Source organism: Streptomyces sp. B8-7 (genome assembly GCF_058833805.1).
Window position 1 is genome coordinate 1,347,959 of sequence record NZ_JBYRRL010000001.1, and the last position, 21,844, is coordinate 1,369,802.

The 21,844-nt window shown below is 75.1% G+C and carries 21 protein-coding genes and 1 riboswitch; of the genes, 11 read left to right on the forward strand and 10 right to left on the reverse strand.

Annotated elements, in window-relative coordinates; translation table 11 throughout:
- Nucleotides 1-111 precede the first annotated feature (111 nt).
- Complete coding sequence (locus tag AC5K6T_RS05585) at nucleotides 112-366, forward strand: (2Fe-2S)-binding protein (protein ID WP_493206161.1); 255 nt, start codon at nucleotides 112-114, stop codon at nucleotides 364-366.
- A 25-nt stretch (nucleotides 367-391) separates the two neighbouring features.
- Here the strand turns inward: AC5K6T_RS05585 and bfr are convergent, their stop codons facing one another.
- Nucleotides 392-871 (reverse strand): bacterioferritin, encoded by a 480-nt coding sequence (gene bfr / locus AC5K6T_RS05590; protein ID WP_493206162.1) that lies wholly within the window; start codon nucleotides 869-871, stop codon nucleotides 392-394.
- A 282-nt stretch (nucleotides 872-1,153) separates the two neighbouring features.
- Here bfr and AC5K6T_RS05595 point away from each other — a divergent pair, with 282 nt between their 5' ends.
- Nucleotides 1,154-1,786, forward strand: coding sequence for a sulfite oxidase-like oxidoreductase (locus AC5K6T_RS05595; protein ID WP_493206164.1), 633 nt, complete (start codon nucleotides 1,154-1,156; stop codon nucleotides 1,784-1,786).
- A gap of 89 nt (nucleotides 1,787-1,875) precedes the next feature.
- Here the strand turns inward: AC5K6T_RS05595 and AC5K6T_RS05600 are convergent, their stop codons facing one another.
- The 5 genes from AC5K6T_RS05600 to thiO all read right to left on the reverse strand — a co-directional run bounded on the left by AC5K6T_RS05600 (nucleotide 1,876) and on the right by thiO (nucleotide 7,288).
- Nucleotides 1,876-2,793 (reverse strand): deoxyribonuclease IV, encoded by a 918-nt coding sequence (locus AC5K6T_RS05600; RefSeq protein WP_493207364.1) that lies wholly within the window; start codon nucleotides 2,791-2,793, stop codon nucleotides 1,876-1,878.
- 76 nt (nucleotides 2,794-2,869) lie between these two features.
- Nucleotides 2,870-4,876, reverse strand: coding sequence for a Stk1 family PASTA domain-containing Ser/Thr kinase (gene pknB, locus AC5K6T_RS05605; protein ID WP_493206166.1), 2,007 nt, complete (start codon nucleotides 4,874-4,876; stop codon nucleotides 2,870-2,872).
- Between the two features lie 251 nt (nucleotides 4,877-5,127).
- The gene (locus AC5K6T_RS05610; RefSeq protein ID WP_493206168.1) at nucleotides 5,128-5,922 is read right to left on the reverse strand and encodes a thiazole synthase; all 795 of its coding nucleotides are present in this window, start codon (nucleotides 5,920-5,922) and stop codon (nucleotides 5,128-5,130) included.
- 2 nt (nucleotides 5,923-5,924) lie between these two features.
- The gene (gene thiS / locus AC5K6T_RS05615) at nucleotides 5,925-6,125 is read right to left on the reverse strand and encodes a sulfur carrier protein ThiS (protein WP_493206169.1); all 201 of its coding nucleotides are present in this window, start codon (nucleotides 6,123-6,125) and stop codon (nucleotides 5,925-5,927) included.
- Nucleotides 6,122-7,288, reverse strand: a complete 1,167-nt coding sequence (thiO, locus tag AC5K6T_RS05620; RefSeq protein WP_493206171.1) for a glycine oxidase ThiO — start codon at nucleotides 7,286-7,288, stop codon at nucleotides 6,122-6,124. Before thiO ends, thiS begins: the two co-directional genes overlap by 4 nt.
- A riboswitch (TPP riboswitch) is annotated at nucleotides 7,286-7,396 on the reverse strand. Its footprint overlaps the gene before it by 3 nt.
- Nucleotides 7,397-7,450: 54 nt before the next feature.
- On the opposite strand from thiO, the gene AC5K6T_RS05625 reads away from it, so the two are divergent.
- From AC5K6T_RS05625 to AC5K6T_RS05650, 6 genes are all read left to right on the forward strand, one after another.
- The gene (locus AC5K6T_RS05625) at nucleotides 7,451-7,801 is read left to right on the forward strand and encodes an avidin-fold protein (RefSeq protein WP_493206173.1); all 351 of its coding nucleotides are present in this window, start codon (nucleotides 7,451-7,453) and stop codon (nucleotides 7,799-7,801) included.
- 32 nt (nucleotides 7,802-7,833) lie between these two features.
- The gene (locus tag AC5K6T_RS05630; RefSeq protein ID WP_493206174.1) at nucleotides 7,834-9,153 is read left to right on the forward strand and encodes an NAD(P)/FAD-dependent oxidoreductase; all 1,320 of its coding nucleotides are present in this window, start codon (nucleotides 7,834-7,836) and stop codon (nucleotides 9,151-9,153) included.
- A 204-nt stretch (nucleotides 9,154-9,357) separates the two neighbouring features.
- Nucleotides 9,358-9,723, forward strand: coding sequence for an Rv2175c family DNA-binding protein (locus AC5K6T_RS05635; RefSeq protein ID WP_493206175.1), 366 nt, complete (start codon nucleotides 9,358-9,360; stop codon nucleotides 9,721-9,723).
- A gap of 75 nt (nucleotides 9,724-9,798) precedes the next feature.
- Complete coding sequence (gene thiE / locus AC5K6T_RS05640; RefSeq protein WP_493206177.1) at nucleotides 9,799-10,446, forward strand: thiamine phosphate synthase; 648 nt, start codon at nucleotides 9,799-9,801, stop codon at nucleotides 10,444-10,446.
- Nucleotides 10,447-10,682: 236 nt separating this feature from the next.
- On the forward strand, nucleotides 10,683-11,606 hold the full coding sequence (metF, locus tag AC5K6T_RS05645) for a methylenetetrahydrofolate reductase [NAD(P)H] (RefSeq protein WP_493206179.1): 924 nt from the start codon (nucleotides 10,683-10,685) through the stop codon (nucleotides 11,604-11,606).
- A gap of 56 nt (nucleotides 11,607-11,662) precedes the next feature.
- Entirely contained in the window at nucleotides 11,663-12,634 is a 972-nt protein-coding gene (locus tag AC5K6T_RS05650) for an SCO2102 family sporulation regulator (RefSeq protein ID WP_493206180.1), read from the forward strand.
- A gap of 171 nt (nucleotides 12,635-12,805) precedes the next feature.
- On the opposite strand, the gene AC5K6T_RS05655 is transcribed toward AC5K6T_RS05650, so the two are convergent.
- From AC5K6T_RS05655 to AC5K6T_RS05670, 4 genes are all read right to left on the reverse strand, one after another.
- Nucleotides 12,806-14,317 (reverse strand): phytoene desaturase family protein, encoded by a 1,512-nt coding sequence (locus tag AC5K6T_RS05655; RefSeq protein ID WP_493206182.1) that lies wholly within the window; start codon nucleotides 14,315-14,317, stop codon nucleotides 12,806-12,808.
- A 796-nt stretch (nucleotides 14,318-15,113) separates the two neighbouring features.
- A complete protein-coding gene (locus AC5K6T_RS05660) occupies nucleotides 15,114-15,743 on the reverse strand; it encodes a TetR/AcrR family transcriptional regulator (RefSeq protein WP_493206183.1) in 630 nt (209 codons plus the stop codon).
- Nucleotides 15,744-15,841: 98 nt separating this feature from the next.
- A complete protein-coding gene (locus AC5K6T_RS05665; RefSeq protein WP_493206185.1) occupies nucleotides 15,842-18,004 on the reverse strand; it encodes a YhgE/Pip family protein in 2,163 nt (720 codons plus the stop codon).
- Nucleotides 17,976-19,091, reverse strand: coding sequence for an ATP-binding cassette domain-containing protein (locus AC5K6T_RS05670; RefSeq protein ID WP_493206187.1), 1,116 nt, complete (start codon nucleotides 19,089-19,091; stop codon nucleotides 17,976-17,978). The genes AC5K6T_RS05665 and AC5K6T_RS05670 overlap by 29 nt, the downstream gene beginning before the upstream one ends.
- 283 nt (nucleotides 19,092-19,374) lie before the next feature.
- On the opposite strand from AC5K6T_RS05670, the gene AC5K6T_RS05675 reads away from it, so the two are divergent.
- The 3 genes from AC5K6T_RS05675 to AC5K6T_RS05685 all read left to right on the forward strand — a co-directional run bounded on the left by AC5K6T_RS05675 (nucleotide 19,375) and on the right by AC5K6T_RS05685 (nucleotide 21,668).
- Nucleotides 19,375-19,956 carry an SAV_6107 family HEPN domain-containing protein gene (locus tag AC5K6T_RS05675; protein ID WP_493206188.1) on the forward strand — a complete coding sequence of 194 codons (582 nt, stop codon included), beginning with the start codon at nucleotides 19,375-19,377 and terminating at the stop codon, nucleotides 19,954-19,956.
- A 213-nt stretch (nucleotides 19,957-20,169) separates the two neighbouring features.
- Nucleotides 20,170-20,997 carry a class I SAM-dependent methyltransferase gene (locus tag AC5K6T_RS05680; protein ID WP_493206190.1) on the forward strand — a complete coding sequence of 276 codons (828 nt, stop codon included), beginning with the start codon at nucleotides 20,170-20,172 and terminating at the stop codon, nucleotides 20,995-20,997.
- 278 nt (nucleotides 20,998-21,275) lie between these two features.
- Entirely contained in the window at nucleotides 21,276-21,668 is a 393-nt protein-coding gene (locus tag AC5K6T_RS05685; protein WP_493206191.1) for an SCO2097 family morphological protein, read from the forward strand.
- Nucleotides 21,669-21,844 lie beyond the last annotated feature (176 nt).

The window sequence follows — 21,844 nt, forward strand, 5'->3', positions numbered from 1 at the left end:
CACAGCGGATCCGCGCCCCGTCGCACTGTTGCGCTTCCCCCGTCATGGGTTAAGTTAGGTAAGCCTCACCGATCAATCGGGACGGCTCGACCTCATCCATCCCGGCGGGAGGTGCACCGCGTGTACGTCTGCAGCTGCTTCGGAGTGACCGAGGCCCAGGTCCAGCAGCACGCGCGGGACGGTGCCTGCACACCGCGCCAGATAGCCTCCGCCTGCAAGGCGGGCACCGACTGCGGGTCCTGCGTCCGCCGGATCCAGGCGATCCTGGGCCGGGGCGCCTGCCCCCGCCGTGAGCTCGCCGAGCAGGGCAGGCCGGTGCTGACGGGGCTGGGCGCGGCGGACGCGCTCGACCGGGCCGCGGCCTGAGGCCGCCGGACCGCGCGGGGCGCGGTCAGCTCTCCGGCTGCTCGATCAGCTGCGCGAGGTAGAGCGCCTCACCGAGCTTCTCCAGCAGCTCCAGCTGGGTGTCGAGGTAGTCGATGTGGTGCTCCTCGTCCTCCAGGATCGACTCGAAGATGTTCGCGGACGTGATGTCGCCCTTCTCGCGCATCACCCTGATTCCCCGCTTGAGCCGGTCGATCGCCTCCACCTCGATCTGCCGGTCCGCCTCGAACATCTCCCGCACCGTCTGGCCGACACGGACGTGGAAGAGCCGCTGGTAGTTGGGCAGCCCGTCCAGGAACAGGATCCGGTCGGTGAGCACCTCGGCGTGCTTCATCTCGTCGAAGGACTCGTGCCGGGTGTACTTCGCGAGCTTCGTCCAGCCGAAGTTCTCCTGCATCTTCGCGTGCAGGAAGTACTGGTTGATCGCGGTCAGCTCACCGGTCAGCTGCTCGTTGAGGAATTCGAGGACCTCGGGGTCGCCCTGCATCGCAGCGGCTCCTTCCGCCTGGGGAATGGGGAGGTTGCCGCCGCATGATCGCACCGTACGCGGAAGATCGTCCAGTAAGTGGATACTTACTAAGTAAGTGCATGCTTAGTCGCGCTCGCCCGAAGATCTCCGCCGTTGTCCGCCGTTGTCCGCCGTTGTCCGGAGTCGTCCGAGTCGTCCGAGTCTGCCGACTCGGACGAGCTGGTCTATGTCTGTGGATGTCTGTCCGGGTTTCCCGGTGGGTGGTCCGGGGCACCGTCCCGGGTCTGTCAGGATGGAGCCATGGGTCATCCGGTGGAGCGCGAATCTGGAGCAGCAGGACCGACCGAGCTCCCGCCGGGGCAGCGTCTGCAGCGGGGCTGGCCGGTCACGCACTACGGGCCGGTGCCCAAGTTCCGGCCCGAGCGCTGGGAGTTCCGGGTCTTCGGCGCGACCGCCGACGGGGAGAAGCACTGCTGGACCCACGAGGAGTTCACCGGCCTGCCCTACACCACCGTGCTGGCCGACCTGCACTGCGTGACGAGGTTCAGCATGCTCGGGTCGGAGTGGGGCGGGGTGCCCGCCCGGACCGTCCTGCAGATCGCGCCGCCCGCCGCCGACGTCACCCATGTGATGGTGTGGGCGGAGTACGGCTTCAGCTCCAACCTGCGGCTCGCCGACTTCGCCGCCGAGCGCACGCTCTTCGCCACCCACAAGGACGGTGAACTGCTGACCGCCGAGCACGGCTTCCCGCTGCGCCTGATCGTCCCGCACCTGTACGCCTGGAAGGGCCCCAAGTGGGTCCGGGGCGTGGAGTACATGACGGCCGACCGCCGCGGCTTCTGGGAGGAGCGCGGCTACCACAACATCGGCGACCCCTGGAAGGAGCAGCGCTACTCCTACCAGGAGGAACCGGGGGACGGGCCCGACCTGTAGCCGGCACCCCGTACCCGGCATCCGGCATCCGGCATCCGGCATCCGGCGGGGGGCAGGCGCGCTCGGGGCGGGCCCGCACCCCGGGGGCACTACGGGCCGGCCGCCGGTGAGCCCGGCTGTCCGTCGCGGAGCTTCTTCAGCCGCTCCACGTCCCCCGCGTGCCCCTCCTTCCCGCCGGGCGTCTCGATGATCAGGGGCACCCCCGCGGTCGCGGGATGGGTCATCAGGGCGCGGAACGGGTCCTCGCCGATGTGGCCGGCCCCGATGTTGGCGTGCCGGTCCCGGTGCGAGCCCGCGGCCGCCTCGGAGTCGTTGGCGTGCACCAGCTTCAGCCGGCCCGGCCCGACCGCCTCCACCAGCAGGCCGAGCGTCTCGTGCATGCCGTCCGGCGCGGCCAGATCGTGCCCGGCGGCGAAGACATGGCAGGTGTCCAGGCAGACGCCCAGCTTCGGATGGGCGTCCAGCGCCTCGAAGTAAGGGGGCAGGTCCCAGGTCCGCGCGCACAGCGAGGACCCCTGCCCGGCGGTCGGCTCCAGCAGCAGGAACGGGTCGTCCTCGTGGGTCAGCTCGTCCAGCAGCGGCAGCATGCGCTCCCGCACCTGCCGCAGTGCCGCGGACCGCTCCCGCCCGCCGGTCGCGCTGCCGGTGTGGACCACCACGCCGAGCGCCCCGATCCGCCGGGCCCGCCGCAGCGAGTGCCGCAGCGAGGCGACGGACCGCTCGACCGTGGCCTCCGTGGGGGAGCCGAAGTTGATCAGGTACGGGGCGTGCACGTACGCCGGCGTCGACGCCTCCGCGCACGCCGCCCGGAACGCCTCGTCCTCGCGCGGGTTCCCGTCCGGGGTCGCCCAGCCGCGCGGGTTGGCGACGAAGACCTGCACGGCCTCGGCCCGCAGCTCACGGGCGTAGGCCAGACCCACGGTGCTCAGCCCCCCGGCGACGGGCACATGGCTGCCGACGGGGTTGCGCAACGGGCCGGGTGCCACCGGGACACCGGAAGCGGTCAGGGGGCCCGGGGAGGCCGGGGGGACACGGGGATCGCTGCTCACCCGCCCAGGGTGCCACGCCCCGCCCGCCCCCCGGTCAGCGGATCCTGATCGTGATCGTCGACCCCTTCGGAGCGCTCCCGCCGCCCTTGACGGACTGGCCGCGCACCGTGTCGCCGAACAGGCCGAGCAGCCCCCGGTCCTCCTCGACCTCGAACCCGGCCCCCTCCAGCTTCCGCCGGGCATCGGACACGCTGTCGCCGACCACCTCGGGCACCTCGACCATGACCGGGCCCTTGGACAGGGTCAGCGTCACGGTGTCGCCCTCGGCGGCCTCACCGCCGGCGTCCGGCGACTGGAGCGCGACCTGGCCCTTGTCGTGCTCGGAGTTGATCTGCGCGGAGGCCACCTTCACCTTCAGGCCCGCCTCCAGCAGCTCCGCGCGCGCGTCGGCCAGGTCCCGCCCGACCACCTCGGGCACCTCCACCGGGCTGCCCTTGCTGACGACCAGGGCGACCGCGGTCCCGGCGCGCTGCTCCGCGCCGCCCTCCGGGTCCGTGGCCAGCACCGCCCCGCGCACCACCTCGTCACTGAACTCCCGGGTCACCATCCCCGGCTCCAGCCCGGCGCCCTTCAGCGCCTGCCGCGCCTCGGTCAGCGTCCGGCCGCGCAGCGCGGGCACCCGTACGGTCTCGGGGCCGCGGGAGAGGGTCAGCGTCACCGCGTCGTTGCCCCTGATGCGGGCACCCGGCGCCGGGTCCGTCCTGATCACCAGGCCGCGACCGACGGTGTCGCTGAAGTCCTGCCTCACCTCGCCGACCTCCAGGCCGGCCTCCGACAGCCGCTCGCGGGCCTCCGCCTCGGTCTTCGCCAGCACCGGCGGCACCCGGGTGAACTGGCCGGAGTTGATGTACCACACGCCCGCACCGACCCCGAACACCAGCAGCAGCACCGCGAGCACCGACAGCGGCCCGCGCCGGGGCACGGACCGGCGGCGCGGCGGCGGCGCGGGCTCCACCTCCAGCCGGCTCGTGTACTGCCGGCCGCCCGCTCCGCTCACGGGGGTCACCAGGGGGTTCACCATGGGGTTCACCGGGGGGTTCGCCGAGAGGTTCACCGTCGGGCTCCCCGAGGAGTTCTCCGGGGGCAGCCGGGGCACCTCCGGCGAGCGCGGGATCACACTCGTGCGGTCCTCCGCGATGTCGCGGGCGTCGCGCCCGGTGGCGAGCGCCTGCGGCGGCACCGCGTCCAGCTGCTCCTCGCTCAGACCGGCCCGCGCCTCGCGCAGCGCCGCCAGCAGCGCCACCGCGTCGTACGGCCGCAGTTCCGGCATCCGCGCGGTCGCCGAGGCGACCAGCTCGTCCAGCGCGTACGCCAGACCCGGCACGGACGCCGACGGCGGCGGCACGTCGTCGTGGACGTGCCGGTACAGGATCTGCGCGGGGGAGTCCCCCTGGTGCGGCCGGGCACCGGTGAGCGTCTCGAACAGCATCACCCCGCACGCGTACACGTCGACGCGCGGATCGGCGACGCCCCGCTCGATCTGCTCCGGCGCCAGGTAGGAGACCGTGCCGAGGACCGCCCCGGTGGTCTGGGTGACGGTGTCCACCGCGCGCACCAGCCCGAAGTCGGCGACCTTCACCCGGCCGTCGTCCCCGATGAGCACGTTCTCCGGCTTCATGTCCCGGTGCACGAACCCCGCCCGGTGGGCGGCGCCCAGCGCGGCCAGCACCGGCTCCAGGATGTCCAGCGCGGCCCGCGGCTGGAGCGCGCCGCGCTCGCGCAGCACGTCCCGCAGGGTGCAGCCGGCGACGTACTCCATCGCCAGGTAGACGTAACCGCCGTCGGTGCCCTGGTCGAAGACCTGCACCACGTTGGGGTGGGCCAGCCGCGCGACGGACTTCGCCTCGCGGATGAACCGCTCCACGAACGCCCCGTCCGCCGCCAGCGCCGGATGCATCACCTTCAGCGCGAGCACACGGTCCAGGCGGGTGTCCACGGCCCGGTACACCGTGGCCATCCCGCCGACCGCGATCCGCGCCTCGATGCGGTAGCGCCGGTCGAGCACCTGCCCGACCAGAGGGTCCTGAAGGGTCGTGTCCACAGAGCGAGTCTACGAGCCGTCACCGACACCCCGGCGGCCCGCACGGGACCGGGGCGCGACTGCAGCCGACCTGTGACGGACCGCACGACGCCGCGCACCCCACCCGCACCCCCGGTACGGAGGCTGCCCGGCCGGCCCCGGCCCCCGGTACGGCATCCGCCCCACCGGCCCCGCAACACCCGGCGGGCCGGCCTCCGCAACGGCCCCGCGAGGCCGGTGCGGAGGCCGCGAGGCGCCGCGCACCCGCCCGCTCAGAACGCCGGCCGCTCCGGGTCCAGCCGGGCCAGCCCCGCCGCCGGGGAGGACGCCTCGGCGAAGTGCCGCCGCGGGATCCGTCCCGCCCGGTACGCCAGCCGGCCCGCCTCGACGCCCGCCTTCATCGCGGCCGCCATCAGCACCGGCTCCTGCGCCCGGGTCACCGCCGAGGCGAGCATCACCCCCGCGCACCCCAGTTCCATCGCCAGCGCCACGTCCGACGCCGTACCGGCCCCCGCGTCGAGGATCACCGGCACGCGCGCGTGCTCCACGATCAGCTGGAAGTTGTGCGGGTTGCGGATGCCCAGCCCCGACCCGATCGGCGAGCCCAGCGGCATGACCGCCGCGCAGCCCGCGTCCTGCAGCTTCCGCGCCAGCACGGGGTCGTCGTTGGTGTAGGGCAGCACCGTGAACCCGTCGTCCACCAGTGTCTCGGCCGCGTCCAGCAGTTCGACCGGGTCCGGCAGCAGGGTGCGTTCGTCGGCGATGACCTCCAGCTTGACCAGGTCGGTGCCCAGCGCCTCCCGGGCCAGCCGGGCGGTCAGCACGGCCTCCCCGGCGGTGAAGCAGCCCGCCGTGTTCGGCAGTACCCGGACACCGAGCCGGTCCAGCACCGACAGCACCGAGCCGTGCACCGCGGGGTCCACGCGCCGCATCGCGACGGTGGTCAGCTCCGTCCCGGACGCCACCAGCGCCCGCTCCAGCACCTCAAGGCTGGGCGCACCCCCGGTGCCCATGATCAGCCGGGACGTGAACGCCGTCCCGCCGAGGACGAACGGATCGTCGGCCATGGTCAGCCTCCCTGGACGGCGGTCAGTACCTCGACCCGGTCGCCCTCCGCGAGCGCGGTGGCGGGCCACGCGGCGCGCGGGACGACGGTCTCGTTGAGGGCGGCGGCCACCCCGGAGGGGGCCGCGGTGAGGGACCGCACGAGCGTGTCGAGAGCCGTGCCCGGCTCCACCGACCTGTGCTCGCCGTTGACCGAGATGTTCATACGGGCTGCTCCGACAGACGGGGGAGGGCGCCGGTGAACCGGCGGGGCGTGAAGGGGCGGGCCTCCTCGGGGAGTTCCCCGGTGACCAGGGCGTGCGCCAGCGCGTCGCCGGTGACGGGCGTCAGCAGCACGCCGTTGCGGTGGTGGCCGGTGGCCAGCAGCAGGCCGTCCAGCCCGGTCGGCCCGAGCAGCGGCGCGTTGTCGGGGGAGCCGGGCCGCAGCCCGGCCCGGGTCTCCGTGAGCGGCAGCTCGGTGATGCCGGGCACCAGCTCGTGGGCGTCGCGCAGCAGCTCGTACACACCGCCCGCGGTCACCGTCGTGTCCCAGCCGAGTTCCTCGCTGGTCGCACCGACCACCAGCTCGCCGTTCTCCCGCGGCACCAGGTAGACGTGGCTGCCGCGCACCACCGCGCGGACCGTGCGGTGCAGGAACGGCGCGAGCCGGGGCGGCACGGTCAGCCGCAGCACCTGCCCCTTCACCGGCCGCACCGGCGGCAGCAGCTCGTCCGGCACCCCGGCCAGCCGCCCGCTCAGGCTGCCCGCGGCGAGCACGACCCGACCGGCGCTCAGCGCGGCACCGGACTGCGTGACGACACCGGCCGCCCGCCCCCGCACCACCGTGAGCCGCTCCGCCCGGTCCCGGTGCACGACCACGCCCGCCCGCCCGCAGGCCGTCAGCAGCGCCGCGGCCAGCCGCCGCGGGTCGATCTGGTGGTCGCCGTCCACCCGCAGACCGCCGCGCACCCCCGGCGCCAGCATCGGCTCCAGCCGCCGGCACTCGCGGCCCGACAGCCACTGGGAGTCCAGCCCGGACCGCTGCTGCAGCGCGTGCAGCTCCCGCAGGTACGCGCGGTCGTCGGCGTCCAGCGCCACGGCCAGCGTGCCGCACCTGCGGTAGCCGAGGTCCTGCCCGGTCAGCTCGGTGAGTTCGGCCGCGAACCGCGGATAGCGGCGCGCCGAGGCGAGGTTGAGGCCGAGCAGGGTCTGCTCGCCGTGGTGCAGTTCGGTGACCGCGGCCAGCATCCCGGCCGCGACCTGCGCGGCCCCGCCGCCCGGCGCGGGGTCCACGACGACCGTGGCGAGACCGCGCTGCGCGGCCCGCCAGGCGGTCACCAGACCGATGATGCCGCCCCCGACCACGAGGACGTCAGACGTGTGCGGCATGGGCGTCCAGCCCCTCCCTTCGCCGGCATGACCCGGATCAGGTTCGTACGGTCGGAGGCCGCCAGCCTCCCTCTCAGCCCGGTGCGCCGGGCTCCCGCGAGTGCTCTACGTTGGCCCCACCCTAGCTGCCGGCCCGGCGCGACTGTAAGGGAGCCTCCGCCCGTGTCCCGTTCACTCGACGGCCTCGTCCTCGCCCCCGTCACCGACCAGGCCCCCGGGCAGGTCGGCACCCGCACCCGCTTCGCCTACCGCGAGCGCGACGGTGTGATCTGGGCCGCCTACGCCGGCGGTGACGTCGTACGCGGCCATCTCGTGGGTACCCGGGACGGCGACCTGCTGGACTTCCGCTACGTCCAGCTCACCCAGGACGGCGCCACGTCCTCGGGACACTGCGTGTCCGAGGTGGTGGAACTGCCCGACGGGCGGATCCGGCTGGAGGAGACGTGGGAGTGGGAGTCGCGTCCGGGCAGCGGGACGAGTGCTGTGGAGCAGGTCACGGAGCACGAGCGCTGACTGACGTTCTGTCAGGTGTCTATGGTGATCAGGTGAGCGAGCAGACGCAGGAACCAACAGGGCCCGCGCCGCGGCGGGTCGTCGTCTCGGGCGCGGGCATGGCAGGGGTGCAGACCGCGGTCGCCCTGCGCGAACAGGGCTTCACCGGCCGGGTGACCCTGATCGGCGCCGAACCCCACCAGCCGTACGACCGCCCGCCGCTGTCCAAGGCGGTCCTGCTCGGCACCGCCGAGGGCTCCGCCCTGGACGTCGACTTCGAGGGCCTCGGCATCGAGCTGCGCCTCGGCTGCGAGGTCCTCGGCCTGCGCCCCGGAGCGCGCGTCCTGGACACCGGCACCGGACCGGTCCCCTACGACGCCCTGGTGCTCGCCACCGGCGCCGAACCGGTCCGGCTGCCCGGCACGGAGGGTGTGCCCGGTGTGCACCTGCTGCGCACCCTCGACGACGCCGAGCGGCTGCGGCCGGTGCTCGCCCGCCGGCACGACATCGTGGTCGTCGGCGCGGGCTGGATCGGCGCCGAGTTCGCCACCGCCGCCCGCGAGGCGGGCTGCGCGGTGACCGTCCTGGAGGCCGCCGACCGGCCGCTCGCCGGAGCGCTGCCCGCCGAGGTCGCCGCCCCGATGACCGCCTGGTACGCCGACAGCGGAGCCGCTCTGCGCACCCACGCGCGGGTGCGGCGCGTCGAGCCCGCGGGAGCCGGGGAGGCCGCGGGAGGCGGCGCCGGGGGCGGTGCGGGGGACGGCGGGCACGCGGCGGGCGCGGAGAACCTGGAGGTCGTCCTGGACGACGGCACCCGGCTGGCCGCGGGCGCCGTCGTCGTCGGCATCGGCGCGCGCCCCGCCACCGGGTGGCTGGCCGGCTCCGGCGTCGAGCTGGGCGCGCACGGGGAGGTCGTCGCCGACGCCTGCCTGCGCACCGGCCTGCCGGACGTGTACGCCGTCGGCGACTGCGCCTCCTTCCCCTCCGGCCGCTACGGCGAGCGGCTGCTGGTCCACCACTGGGACAACGCCCTCCAGGGGCCGCGCACGGTCGCCGCGAACATCGTCGGCGGGCGGAGCGGCGAGCCGCCGGCCGTCTACGACCCGGTGCCCTACTTCTGGTCCGAGCAGTTCGGCCGCTTCGTCCAGTACGCCGGACACCATCCGGTCGCCGACACGCTGCTGTGGCGTGGCGACCCCTCCGGGCCGGCCTGGTCGGTGTGCTGGCTGCGCGGGGGACACCTGGTCGCCCTGCTGGCGGTGGGCCGCCCGCGCGACCTCGCCCAGGGGCGGAAGCTGATCGAGGCGGGCGCACGGATGGACCCCGGGCTCCTCGCGGACCCGGCCCGGCCGCTCAAGGCGGCGGTGGTGTGACGCCACGGCCCCGGCCCCACGCCCCGCCCGGACCCGGGCGGGCGGTGGCCGGGCGGTGGCCGGGCGGGGGCGTGCGGCCGGGGGGCCGGCACCCCGCCCCGCCCCGCCGCCGGGGGCGGTGTCCGGGCAGGCCGCGGGCGGCGCGACGCCCGTGCGGGGCGGCTCGGCTTCCTCCTGTCGGCGGAGGATGGCAGGCTTGTTTCCGTGACCGAGATTGACGCAAAGACCGATGCTCTCGTCCCCGCCTGGCTCACCCTCCCCGACATCGCCGAGATGCTCGGTGTGGAGGTGACGCGTGTGCGGCAGCTGGTCAAGGAGGGCCAGCTCATCGCCGTACGCCGCGGGGAGAACCGCGCGCTGCACGTGCCCGCCGCCTTCATCGACGGGGACAAGGTCGTCAAGGGCCTGTCCGGGACCCTGACGCTCCTGCGGGACGACGGCTTCACCGACGAAGAGATGCTGGAGTGGCTCTTCACCCCCGACGACAGCCTCCCCGGCACCCCCGCCCAGGCCCTCGGCGAGAATCGCGGCACGGAGGTGAAGCGCCGCGCCCAGGCGCTCGCCGTCTGACCTGATCAGCACCCGGTGTACGGGCCGGGGCAGCCGCCCGGGCCCGTACACCGACCGAACGACGGGGGGACACCCATGCCCGCGACCGCACGCGCCCAGCTCGCCGACGCCCGGCTCTACCTGTGCACGGACGCCCGCAGACGCCAGGGCGACCTGCCCGGGTTCCTGGACGCGGTCCTGGCGGGCGGCGTGGACATCGTGCAGCTGCGCGACAAGGGCATGGAGGCCGCCGAGGAACTGGAGCACCTGAAGGTGTTCGCCGACGCCTGCGCGCGGCACGGCAGGCTCCTCGCGGTGAACGACCGCGCGGACGTCGCCCACGCGGCCGGCGCCGACGTCCTCCACCTCGGCCAGGGCGACCTCCCGGTCCCCGCGGCCCGCGCGATCCTCGGGCCCGACGTCCTGGTCGGCCGCTCCACCCACAGCGAGGCGGAGGCCGCCGCGGCCGCCGTCCAGGACGGCGTGGACTACTTCTGCACCGGCCCCTGCTGGCCCACCCCCACCAAGCCCGGCCGGACCGCGCCCGGCCTGGACCTCGTCCGCCGCACCGCGGAGCTGGGCACCCGGCGCCCCTGGTTCGCCATCGGCGGCATCGGGCTCGGCAACCTCGACGAGGTGCTCGCGGCGGGAGCCCGCCGGGTGGTGGTGGTCCGCGCGATCACCGAGGCCGACGACCCGGGAGCGGCCGCCGCCGCACTCGCCGGGCGCCTGCGGACCGCGTAGGGCGCCGGGGGAGACCGCGCAGCGGGCGGCCGTCGCCGGGGCACGGGCACCGGGACCCGAGGGAGGGCCGTCCGCCCTCCTGCCCCTTCCCCGGTGGCCGTATGGCGAGACGGGCCTCCGGCGGGATCGGGGCATTCCGGATATCCACCGTCCACCCCTTGGACAAGACTCCGGCAATTCCGGCAATTTTCCCGGATTCGGTTGGGGGACCGACGGCCCCTGGCTAACCTGCCGGTATGGCCCTAGGAACCGCATCGACCAGGACGGATCGCGCACGTACCGTGCGCGACATCCTCGCCGCAGGCAAGACGACGTACTCCTTCGAGTTCTCGGCGCCGAAGACCCCCAAGGGCGAGAAGAACCTGTGGAACGCGCTCCGCCGGGTCGAGGCGGTCTCCCCGGACTTCGTCTCCGTCACCTACGGCGCCGGCGGCTCCACCCGCGCCGGCACCGTCAAGGAGACCGAGCAGATCGTCGCGGACACGACCCTCACCCCGGTCGCCCACCTCACCGCCGTCAACCACTCCCTCGCCGAACTGCGCAACATCATCGGCCAGTACGCGGACGCCGGGATCCGCAACATGCTGGCCGTGCGCGGCGACCCGCCCGGCGACCCCATGGGGACCTGGGTGCGCCACCCCGAGGGCCTCACCTACGCCGCCGAACTGGTCCGCCTCATCAAGGAGTCGGGAGACTTCTGCGTGGGGGTCGCGGCCTTCCCGGAGATGCACCCGCGCTCCAGCGAGTGGGACACCGACGTGGCGCACTTCGTCGACAAGTGCCGGGCCGGGGCCGACTACGCCATCACCCAGATGTTCTTCCAGCCGGAGTCGTATCTCCGGCTGCGCGACCGGGTCGCCGCCGCGGGCTGTGCGACACCGGTGATCCCCGAGGTCATGCCCGTCACCAGTGTCCGGATGCTGGAGCGGCTGCCCCAGCTCAGCAACGCGCACATCCCTGCCGCGCTGAAAGAGCGGATCCTCACAGCCAAAGACGATCCGGCCGCTGTACGCTCCATGGGGATCGAGTTCGCCACGGAGTTCTGTGCACGCCTGCTGGCCGAGGGGGTCCCCGGGCTGCATTTCATCACGCTGAACAACTCCACCGCGTCACTGGAAATCTACGAGAACCTGGGCCTGCACCACCCCCCGCGGGTCTAGACCTGCCGCACCGGTGTGCTACACACTGCGTAGCGGTCACTGGGAGAGGGGCGTACATGGGCTGGACGGTCCTCTACATCGCGTTCGGCGTGGTCGCACTGTGGCTGCTCGGCGAGGTACTGCTGCAGTACAAGGCGCGGCTGCGCTGGCGGCTGCTCGCCTTCGCCGGATTCCTCGGCGTCGTGGCCGGTGTGCTGGTCTCCTCGGTCGTGGTCATCGCCCTGGGCGCGTGCGCCTTCGCGGTCGGACAGGTCTACGTCACGATGTCCTTCCGCCGCGGCTTCGCGTCCGGCTGGGCGGTCAGCCGGCCGGGCACGGAGCGTGACGGCGCCGGCGAGTTCCGGGACCCGGTCCTGGAGGCCTCCGGTCCGGGAACCGACGACGCGGACCGGCACGGAGCGGATGCCGGGTACACCCCGGACGGCGCCTACGGCCAGGACGCCGGCTACGGCCCGGACGACGACCGCGACGACGTCTTCACGCCGGCCGCCGACCGCGGCCCCTCGACCGGGCAGATGCCCGCCGTCGACCCGTCGGCCGCCGAGAGCACCGCGATCTACCAGCCGCAGCCCCTGCCCGACGACACCGGCTCCTACGGTGTCTACGGCGACACGGGATACGGCCGGCCCGACGCGCCGTCCCAGGACGAGTACGCGGCGACCGCGCAGAGCCCCGAACAGGGCTACGGCTACGACAACTGGTCCGACTACGGCCAGCAGCAGGGCTACGGCTACGACACCGGCGGCCAGCAGTACGCCGCCTACTCCGACCCGTACATCGGCACGCAGACCTACGGCGGCCAGTCCTACGACACCGGCTACGACGGCCGGCAGAACTACGGCCAGCAGGCCTACGGGCAGGACCCGTACGCGACCGGCGGGTACGGCGAGACCCCGCCCGGCGGCGTCTGGGTGCCGCAGCAGCGCTCCGACGAGGGCCAGGGCACCGACGCCTCCCAGGACCAGGGTTACTACCAGGACGGCGGTCAGACCCGGAACGGCGGATACGACGAGGGCTACCGCTACTGAGCGGACGGGCGGGGCGGGCGGTACGGGCAGGGCGGGTGGTACGGGCAGGGCGGGTGACCGCGGCTGCCGCGCCGCGGACGCGGCCCGGCCCTCGGGCCCCCGCCGTCCGGGGCCGGCCCGGTGGGCCCCGGCCGGTGGTCCGGCGGGGCGTCCGCCGGCACCGTCCGCCGCTCACCGCGAACCGCGGTAGTCCGCCCCCTCGACGATCAGACCCGCGACCAGCGCGCCCGACATGCCCGCGTGCGGCAGCCCGCCGCCCGGGTGGGACCAGCCGCCGACCCGGTACAGACCGGGCAGCCGGGTGGAGTTGGCCGGGCGCAGCAGCCGCCCCCCGCCCGCGGCGAGCGCGGGCGCGGGCACCGAACCCGCGCGGGCACCGGTCTCGGCCTCGGTGTGGCGGGGCGTGCGCGCCTCGTGCCACAGCAGCCGCTCCCGCAGCCCCGGCAGGGCCACCTCCGCGGCGTCCAGGACGAGTTCCGTACAGCGCCGCACCGTGGCCTGCGACTCCCATCCCGCGTCGGCCGGCACCACCGCGGACACCACCACCGCCTCGTGCCCCTCGTCCGGGACGAGCGCCGGGTCGTCGGGCCGCAGCACCGTCACCGTGGGACGCGGCACCGGGTCACCGCCGGGCGACCCCAGGAAGTCCAGCTCGGCCTCCCGGTCCGGCGCGTGCACGACCGTCCGGTGCGCCGCCCCGGGCTCGCGTCCGCCGCGCAGGGCCAGCAGCAGCGTGAACCGGCCCGGCCCGGTCGCGTCCGGGTCGGCCCGCACATCACCGTCCGCGTCCAGCGGATGCGCCGTCAGCAGGCGCAGCGTCGCCGGGTCGACGTCCGCGACGACATGGTCCGCCCCGGCCCGGGTGCCGTCGGCCAGGTCCACCCCGGCCGCCCGGCCGTCCTTCTCCACGACGCCGGTCACCTCGGCGCCGAAGACGAACTCCACCCGCCTGCGCACACACCGCTCGTACACCGCCCGGGCCAGTTCCCGCAGCCCGCCGCGCACGTACCAGATGCCGAAGGCGTGCTCCATGTACGGCAGCAGGGCCGCGCTCGCCGGAGCGGTCCGCGGGTCCAGCCCGTGCGCGAGCACCTGGGCCTCCAGCAGATCGCCGAGGCGTTCGTCGCGCAGCTCCCAGGCGGCGATCTCCCGCACCGTCCGTGCCCGGCGGGTGCGCAGCAGGCGTTTGTGCGGCACCGCCGGGTAGGGCTCGCGCCCGGCCAGCACCGGCCAGTCGGGCCACAGCGGCTCCTCCAGCAGGGGCCGGCGCGAACGGTCCCAGGCCTCGCGGGCCCGGACCAGGAAGTCGCCCCAGCGGGCGCCCGCTCCCTCGCCCAGGGCCTCGTCGAGTGCCGCGACCACCCCCGCGCGGGAGGCGTTGGGCAGGGCCACCCGGCTGCCGTCCGCGAAGACGTGGCACGAGGACGGGTCGACCTGGACCAGTTCCACGCACTCCTCCAGCGGCTCCCTGCCCGTCTTGAGGAACAGGTCGCGGTACACCGCGGGCAGCGGCAGCAGACCCGGGCCCGTGTCGAAGCGGAAGCCGTCCCGTTCCCGGCGGCGCACCGCACCGCCGTACGTCTCCGTCCGCTCGTACACCACCACCCGGTGGCCCGCGACGGCCAGCCGGGCGGCGGCCGCCATCGCGCCCGTCCCGGCGCCGATCACCGCAATCCGTGCCATGACCGCGACCTTATCGGCCGCGCCCGGCCACCCGGCCCACGGGCGGCCGGGGCGCCGTCCCCGGTCCCCGGTCCCCGGTTCCCGGCCGGCGGCCGGACGCCGGGGGCGAGGTACGGGGAACGAGGACGTACGGGGGACTCGGCCACGCCCGGCCACCCGGCCCACGGGCGGCCGGGGAGCCGTCCCCGGTTCCCGGTTCCCGGTTCCCGGCCGGCGGCCGGACGCCGGGGGCGAGGTACGGGGAACGAGGACGTACGGGGAACGGCGAGGTACGGGGAACTGAGTATCCGTACCTAGGCGCCGGGATGAGTACGCGCACGGATGGGGCGCGGCGGCCCGGGACGGGACAGTGGAGGCACGGAACGGGGCACGGCGCCGGCACCGCCGACACGGGGCGGCGGAACGGCGCCTGCCACCGACCCGCTCCTTCCGCCGGCCCGCGTGCCGGCGGGAGCGAGGCAGGAACCCCCGGGAGCCGACCGCCCCGGGAACGGGGGAGGCACGGGGGAACACGAAGGCGCCGGTCCGGTCCGGCCCGCGGGGGACACGCGGCCGCAGCGGACCGGCGCCGACCCGTACCCGTCGTGCGGGCGCCCCACCCGTCGTGCGGGCCGCCGTGGCCGGCGCACCGTCCCGCCGCGCCCGCGGTGCTCGTTTGCCCGCCGCGCCCGCCGCGCCCGCCGTGCCCGTCCTCCTGGCCGGCCGCGTCCGCCGCGCCTGCGGTCCCCGCCGCGCCCGCGGTCCGCGCGGTGTCCGCGGGATCCGCCTCCTGCCCGTGCAGGCGTGCCGTGCGGGGTCAGCGGCGGCCGCTGACGCGTCCCTGGAGCAGCCGGGACAGCGCCGCGTGCACGTCGTCCAGGGAGCGCTCCGGCTGGAACGACTGCCAGTCCAGGGCGGCCACCAGCACCATGCCCACCAGGGCGGCCGCGGTCAGCTGCACATCGATCTCCTCGCTGAGCTCACCGCTCTTCACGCCCGCCCGCAGCACGTCCTCGACGACCGCCACGACCTGCCGGCGGACCACCATCAGGGTGGACTGCCAGGCGCGGTTGGTCCGCCACAACTCCGCCACGTACAACTGGGTGAAGGCCGGGTAGCGGGCGATGAAGCCGAGCCCCGCGCGGATCATCGCGTCCAGGGCGTCCACCTGGGAGCCGCCGCCGTCCACCGTCCGCTCCGCCGCCTCCTGCAGGGACGCGGTCAGCAGTCCCACGCCGTGCCGCAGCAGTTCCTCGAAGAGGACGGACTTGCTGGCGAAGTTGTAGTAGACGGTGCCCTTCGCGACGCCGGCCCGCTCGGCGATCTCGTCCACGGTCGTGGCGGAGAAGCCCTGCTCGGCGATCAGGGTGACCGCGGCCTCGTAGAGCTTCTGTCGGGTGGCCTCGCGGCGGGTGCCGCCGCCCGGCGCGGCGCTGCTGCTTTCCATGGTCCCGATTCTCACAGGAAGCGGCGCCCGCGCGGGCACCGGAGCCCGCGGCCCCGGAGGGCGGCCGGGGCGCGCGGGGCGCGCGGGGCGCGCGGGGCTCACAGGGTCAGCTCCGGGTGCAACCGGTCCAGCGTCCACACCTGGCGGCGGCGCGCCGACAGCGCGGTCAGCGCGAGCGCGCCGGCCGTGAACGCGGCCAGCACCGCACACGCCTGCCACACCGGGCCGAGCCCGCCCCCGCTGACCAGCCGCCGCAGCGCCTCGACCACGTACGTCATGGGCAGGAACGGGTGGATCGCGTTGAAGAAGCCGGGACTGGTCTGCACCGGGTAGGTGCCGCCCGCCGACGTCAGCTGGAGCATCAGCGCGGCGAGCACCAGGATCCGGCCGGCCGCGCCGAAACGGGCGTTGAGCCACTGCACGATCGCCGCGAAGCACGCCGTGACCAGGCACAGGAAGCCCACCGTCCCGGCCGCCCGCTCCATCCGCAGCCCGATCGGCCACTGCAGCACCGCCATCAGGGCGGCCGTCTGCAGCACACCGATCGCGACCACGGGCAGCCAGCCCGCCAGCGCGATCCGCCAGGCGGCGGCGCCCGCGGCCAGCGCCCGCCGGTTGAGCGGGGCGATCAGCATGTAGGCGACCATCGCGCCGACCCACAGGGACAGCGGGATGAAGTACGGGGCGAACCCGGTGCCGTAGTTGGGCGCCCTGTGCAGGGCCTGGCTGGCGAGCTGGACGGGGTCGGCCATCACGGCGGTGCGCCGGTCGCGCTCGGACTCGTCGTAGTCGGGGATGCGCCCGGCACCGTCGTGCAGGCCGTCGGCGAGCTTCCCGGAGCCGTCGACCAGCTTGAACAGCCCCCCGTTCAGGTCGAACGCGCCCGTCTTCAGCCGGCCCACGCCCTCGTCCAGGTCCACCGCGCCGGTCTCGGCGGTCCCCAGCCCGGAATGCAGCTTCCGCGCGCCCGCGGCGACCTGCCCCGCACCCTCGTTCAACTCGTTGATCCGGGAGACCGCGTCGTCCAGGTCCTCCGACAGGTGCGGGGCCCGGTCGGCGAGCGCCCCCGCCTGCCGCTGAAGGGTGGCCAGATGGCCGTCGAGCTTCTCCAGGCCGCCCTCGTGGTCGCCGGCCAGGGTCTCCAGGTCCCCGGCGATCCGGGCCACGTCGGCGGCCGCGTCCCCGGCGGTCCGCAGCGCCGGACAGGCCGCGTCGGGGGCGGTCGCGGGCGGGGCGCCGGAGGCCGAGGGAGCCGGCCCGCCGTCCGCCCCGGCGGTGGCGCCGGGCCCGGCGGCCGCCGTACCGCTCCCGCAGCGGTCGCGGTACTGCCCGGCCAGCCGGTCCGAGGCGGCCCTGGCCTCCTGCGCGGCGGCCGGGACGCGCTCTTGGAGGTCGGCGAGGTCGTCCCGGACGGTTCCGGCGGCGTCGGCCACGAACCGGGCGGTCTCCCCGACGGCCTTCTCGTTCTCCCGCACGAACGGGCCCACCTCCTCCGCGAGCCCGTTGACCCTGTCGGCGAGTGCCTGCGTGCCCTCGGCGACCCGGGCGGCGCCGTCCTCCAGGTCACCCGCGCCCGAGTCGAGCTTCGTGATCCCCTCCGACAGGTCGCCGCTGCCGTTCTTGGCGTCCTTCAGCCCGTCGGCGAGGTCCTTGGAGCCCTTCTCCGCCCTGTCGATGCCGCCCTTGAGCCGGTCGGCGCCGTCGGCGGCCTCCACGGTCGCGCCGTGGATGTCGGAGAAGGAGATGAAGATCCGGTCCAGGAAGGACCGCGAGGTCTTCGTCGAGGCGGCCGTGCGCACCTCACTGAACACCGTCCGGGAGATCTGGCCGACGATGTAGTTGTTCGCGTCGTTGGTGCGCACCCGGAGCGCGCCCGTCCGCGGGGAGTCTCCCGAACTGGAGGCGACGCGCTCGCTGAAGTCGGCCGGCATGGTCAGCGACAGGTAGTAGGTGCCGTCCTCCACGCCCTTGCGGGCCTGGTCGGCGCTCACCTCGTGCCAGTCGAAGACGTCCCGCTCCAGCAGCCCCCCGGCGATGTCGTCCCCCGCGTGGATGCGCCGGCCGTCGGCGGTGGCGCCCCGGTCGTCGTTGACGAGGGCGACCGGGAGGCGGTCCAGGCGGCCGTACGGGTCCCAGAAGGACCACAGGTACAGCGCGCCGTACAGCAGCGGCAGCAGCAGGAGCGCCACCAGGGCGGCCCGCGGGAGCCGGCCCCGGGCGAACCGCCGCAGCTCAAGAGCGGCCAGCTTCGGCGAGCGCATCGGCCGCCCCCTTCTCGTCGTCGTCCTGGCCGCCCCGGGCGTCCTGCTCGCCCTGGGCTTCCTGGGCTTCCTGGGCTTCCTTAGCTTCCTGGGCTTCGTCGGCGTCCCGGGTGTCCTGTGCGCCCCGGGTGTCCTCGGCGTCCGCACCGGCGCCGGCGTCGTCAGCGGTGCCCGCCACGGCTCCGCCGTCCTCGGCGCTCTCGGCGCTCTCGGCGCACTCGCCGTCCTCGCGGCTCTCGCCGCTCCCGGCGTCCCCGGCGCTCCCGCCGCCGGCGGTGTCCCCGGCTTCCGCGGGGCGGGCCGCGCGGGGGCCGTCGGCGGGCTCGGCGGGCCGGAACAGCCCGCCGAGCCCGCCGGTGGCAGGGGCCGCCGGGGCGCCCCCCGGAGCCCCGGTGGACACGGCCACCGCCCCCTCGGGGGCCTCGCTGCACACGGCCAGCACGGTGGTGCCGGCCGCGGCGAGCGCACCGAGCAGGGCCCAGACCTCGCCCCGCTCGGAGTCCGACAGCTTCAGGTCGGTGTCGTCGACGCCCAGCAGACGCGGCCGGGCGAGCAGTGCCAGCGCGACGGACAGCCTCAGCGCCTCCAGCCGCTCCAGATCCCGCACGGCCGTGCGGGAGCCCTTGGGCAGGTCCGCGAGGTCGAGTCCGGCCGCCGCAAGAGCGCCCCCGGTGCGCAGCCGCTCCTCGGCCGCCCGCTCCCGACGGGGCCGCAGCAGACCGCGGACCGACCCCGTGAACCGCTGCTGCAGCAGCGCGCGCTCGTGCAGATGCTCGGCCACGGTCAGCGCCGGGTCCAGGTCCGTCACCCCGGGCACGTGCGCGAGGGCGCTGACCCGGCGCACGGCCGCCATCCGCTGCGGCAGCGCCATGCCCCCGACGGCGGCGGTCCCCGCGGTGGCCTTCATCCGGCCGGTCAGCGCCAGCAGCAGACACGTGCGCCCGGACCCGGACGGTCCCTCGATGGCCACCAGCGAGCCCGGGCGGGCGTCGACGCCGATCCCGCGGAACACCCACCCCCGGGAACCCTCCAGCCCGAAGTCCCGGGCCACGACGGCGAGACCGCCGTCGGCTTCGGCTTCCCCCATGCCCTCCCCTTGCTCTCGACGGCTCTCGACGGCTCTCGACTGCTCTCGACGGCTCTCGTCCTGTTCTCGGCACATCCCGGCGGAGCGGTCTTGAACCGAGACAGCTTTTGAACTGACTGGTCAGTTCAAAAACTAGCCCGAGTCTTCCGCCGAGCGCAAAGCCCGAACCGAGGATCGAGGGAAAAGCCCAGGTCGGGACGGATTGTCAGTGGCATACCTCACGATGGGCGCATACGGCACTCCCGAAGGGAGGCGCCGTCACCCAGACGACAGGAGGTTCGTCATGGCCAGTACTCCCGCAGCCGCCGCACGCCGGCGCCGCGCCACCGGCCCTGCCCCCTCACCGAACGGCCCGGCGAGCGACGTCCACCCCGTCCTGCGCCGGTCCCCGGCCCCGCCCGCCGCTCTCGACCTGCTCGCCCAGGCCCGAGCCGGACTCGACGAGGCAGCCGTCCTGGACACCCCCAACGAGCGCTACGCGACCGCCCACCTGGCCGCCCTGCGCACCGCCGCCGCCGTGCTCGCCGCGCGCGGCCGCCCCGAACCCACGCCCCGCCGCCGCTCCCGCATCCGCAGCGCCTGGGAGGTGCTCCCCGAGATCGCACCCGAGCTCACCGAGTGGAGTGCCCTGTTCGCCTCCGGAGCCGCCCGCCGCGCGCGGGCCGAGGCCGGCATCAGGGGAGCGGCCGGCCGCCGCGACGCCGACGACCTCGTGCGCGAGGTGGCCGCCTTCCTCCGCATCGTCGAACGCATGCTGGTCCTCCAGCCGGTCCTGCCGCAGCCCCGCCCCGACCCGGACACCGCGCCGCCCCGGCCGGTTTCCGGGCGGGCCGGCACCCGGCAGGGGATACCGGACGCCGGCTGACCGGCGGACCCGGTGCAGGGCCGGCCGGGTGCCCCGCGGCATGGGCCCCGAGCCCGCCGGGCACCCGGCCGCGGGCGCCACCGCGATGGCCCGGCTCCCGGCGCGGAGGCAATAGGGTGGACTCGCCTGATGCTCTCCCGGCCCGGCGGCACGGGGAGGGCGCCCGTTCGCTCCGCCGCGCCAGAGGCGGTGCCGCGCCGAGGAGTCAATGCCGTGTCGGACCCGATGCGCCCGCCCGTCACCCACCACCATCCACAGCCGGCGTCACTGCACTCCGACTCGCCCCGCCCCCGCGCCGCCCTGCGCACCGCCGTCGTCTGGGAGGTCCTCCGCGAGGCGCTGGACCGCCGGGTGAAGGCCACCGGCCGCGAGTCGCTGGACGTCCTCGACACCGGTGGCGGCAGCGGCAACTTCGCGGTCCCCGCGGCCCGGCTCGGACACCGCGTCACCGTCGTCGACCCCAGCCCCAACGCGCTGTTCGCACTGGAGCGCCGTGCCGCCGAGGCCGGGGTGGCCGACCGGGTGAACGGCGTCCAGGGCGATGTCCACGGACTGTTCGACGTGGTCGGGCGCGGCGGCTTCGACGCCGTGCTCTGCCACGGCCTGCTGGAGTTCGTCGACGACCCCGCCGAAGGCGTCCGCAACGCCGTCGCGGCCCTCCGCGCCGAGGGCGTGGTCAGTGTGCTCGCGGCCGGTGTCGGCGGGGCCGTGCTCGCCCGCGCCCTCGCCGGGCACTTCACCGAGGCCCGGCAGGCCCTGGAGAGCCCGGAGGGCCGCTGGGGCCAGGGCGACCCCGTGCCGCGCCGGTTCACCGCCGGGCAGCTCACCGGCCTGGTCGAGGGCGCGGGCCTCGACGTCGCGGCCGTGCACGGGGTGCGCGTCTTCGCCGACCTCGTCCCCGGCGTCCTCGTGGACACCGAGCCGGGCGCGCTGGACGCGCTGCTGCGGCTGGAGGAGGCCGCGGCGGAGTTGCCCGCGTTCCACGCGGTGGCCACCCAGCTCCATGTGCTCGGTGAGCTCCGAGGGGCGCACGACGGCTGAGTGCACCCGGTGACGCCCCGCTGATCAGCGGGGTCGCCGGGGCATGGAGTGCGCCACAGGCCCTCCGATCGGACGGCTCGCGCCGTATGATCGAGGGAGACCGCCCCGGCATGACGGGTCGGCCGCCGGGGAATGAACCCTCAGCGAGCCGTGCCGTGCATGGCGGGAACCGGTTGGCCAAATGGCGTAGAGGGGCGGGTTTCACGGGGGCGATTCCCTGCCTATCCTGAAGGGACCCCCCGGGTCGCCCCCGGCGACTGCACGATGAGGAGGACTCCGTGCCGCTCTCCGAGCACGAGCAGCGAATGCTTGAGCAGATGGAGCGAGCGCTGTACGCCGAAGACCCCAAGTTCGCGACAGCGCTTGAGGGAAGCGGGCTGCGTACGTACACCCGGCGACGGGTCTACCAGGCGGTCGCGGGCTTCCTCGTAGGTATCGCGCTCCTCATGGCTGGAATGGTCGCCAAGCAGGTGTGGCTGAGCGTGGTGGGCTTCCTCGTCATGCTGGGTTGCGCGGTGCTCGCGGTCACCGGCTGGCGCAGGGCGCCCAAGCCCGGCGAACAGCACGCCGAAGGACCCCAGGGCCGCCGGCAGAGCCGCCCGAAACGCTCCCTGATGGAGCGCATCGAGCAGCGCTGGCAGCGGCGCCGCGACGAGCAGCAGGGCCACTGACCCGCGCTGCTCCCCGTCGGTCCGCGGCCTCGCCGATCCGACACGGACTCCCGTGAGGGGGCTGCCGCCCAGGTGGTGCGGCAGCCCCCTCACGCATGCCCGCCACCCGAACAGCCGCACCCCCACCACGATGCGTCCCGGCCGGCACGGTGCGCCCGGCCGCGCCGCCCCGTCCG

What these genes read in the sequence shown, in the direction of transcription:
- bfr (WP_493206162.1), bottom strand. Translation starts at nt 871, where the DNA reads ATGCAGGGCGACCCCGAGGTCCTCGAATTCCTCAACGAGCAGCTGACC.
- AC5K6T_RS05595 (WP_493206164.1), top strand. Translation starts at nt 1,154, where the DNA reads ATGGGTCATCCGGTGGAGCGCGAATCTGGAGCAGCAGGACCGACCGAG.
- AC5K6T_RS05610 (WP_493206168.1), bottom strand. Translation starts at nt 5,922, where the DNA reads ATGGCCGACGATCCGTTCGTCCTCGGCGGGACGGCGTTCACGTCCCGG.
- thiS (WP_493206169.1), bottom strand. Translation starts at nt 6,125, where the DNA reads ATGAACATCTCGGTCAACGGCGAGCACAGGTCGGTGGAGCCGGGCACG.
- thiO (WP_493206171.1), bottom strand. Translation starts at nt 7,288, where the DNA reads ATGCCGCACACGTCTGACGTCCTCGTGGTCGGGGGCGGCATCATCGGT.
- thiE (WP_493206177.1), top strand. Translation starts at nt 9,799, where the DNA reads ATGCCCGCGACCGCACGCGCCCAGCTCGCCGACGCCCGGCTCTACCTG.
- metF (WP_493206179.1), top strand. Translation starts at nt 10,683, where the DNA reads ATGGCCCTAGGAACCGCATCGACCAGGACGGATCGCGCACGTACCGTG.
- AC5K6T_RS05650 (WP_493206180.1), top strand. Translation starts at nt 11,663, where the DNA reads ATGGGCTGGACGGTCCTCTACATCGCGTTCGGCGTGGTCGCACTGTGG.
- AC5K6T_RS05655 (WP_493206182.1), bottom strand. Translation starts at nt 14,317, where the DNA reads ATGGCACGGATTGCGGTGATCGGCGCCGGGACGGGCGCGATGGCGGCC.
- AC5K6T_RS05660 (WP_493206183.1), bottom strand. Translation starts at nt 15,743, where the DNA reads ATGGAAAGCAGCAGCGCCGCGCCGGGCGGCGGCACCCGCCGCGAGGCC.
- AC5K6T_RS05665 (WP_493206185.1), bottom strand. Translation starts at nt 18,004, where the DNA reads ATGCGCTCGCCGAAGCTGGCCGCTCTTGAGCTGCGGCGGTTCGCCCGG.
- AC5K6T_RS05670 (WP_493206187.1), bottom strand. Translation starts at nt 19,091, where the DNA reads ATGGGGGAAGCCGAAGCCGACGGCGGTCTCGCCGTCGTGGCCCGGGAC.
- AC5K6T_RS05675 (WP_493206188.1), top strand. Translation starts at nt 19,375, where the DNA reads ATGGCCAGTACTCCCGCAGCCGCCGCACGCCGGCGCCGCGCCACCGGC.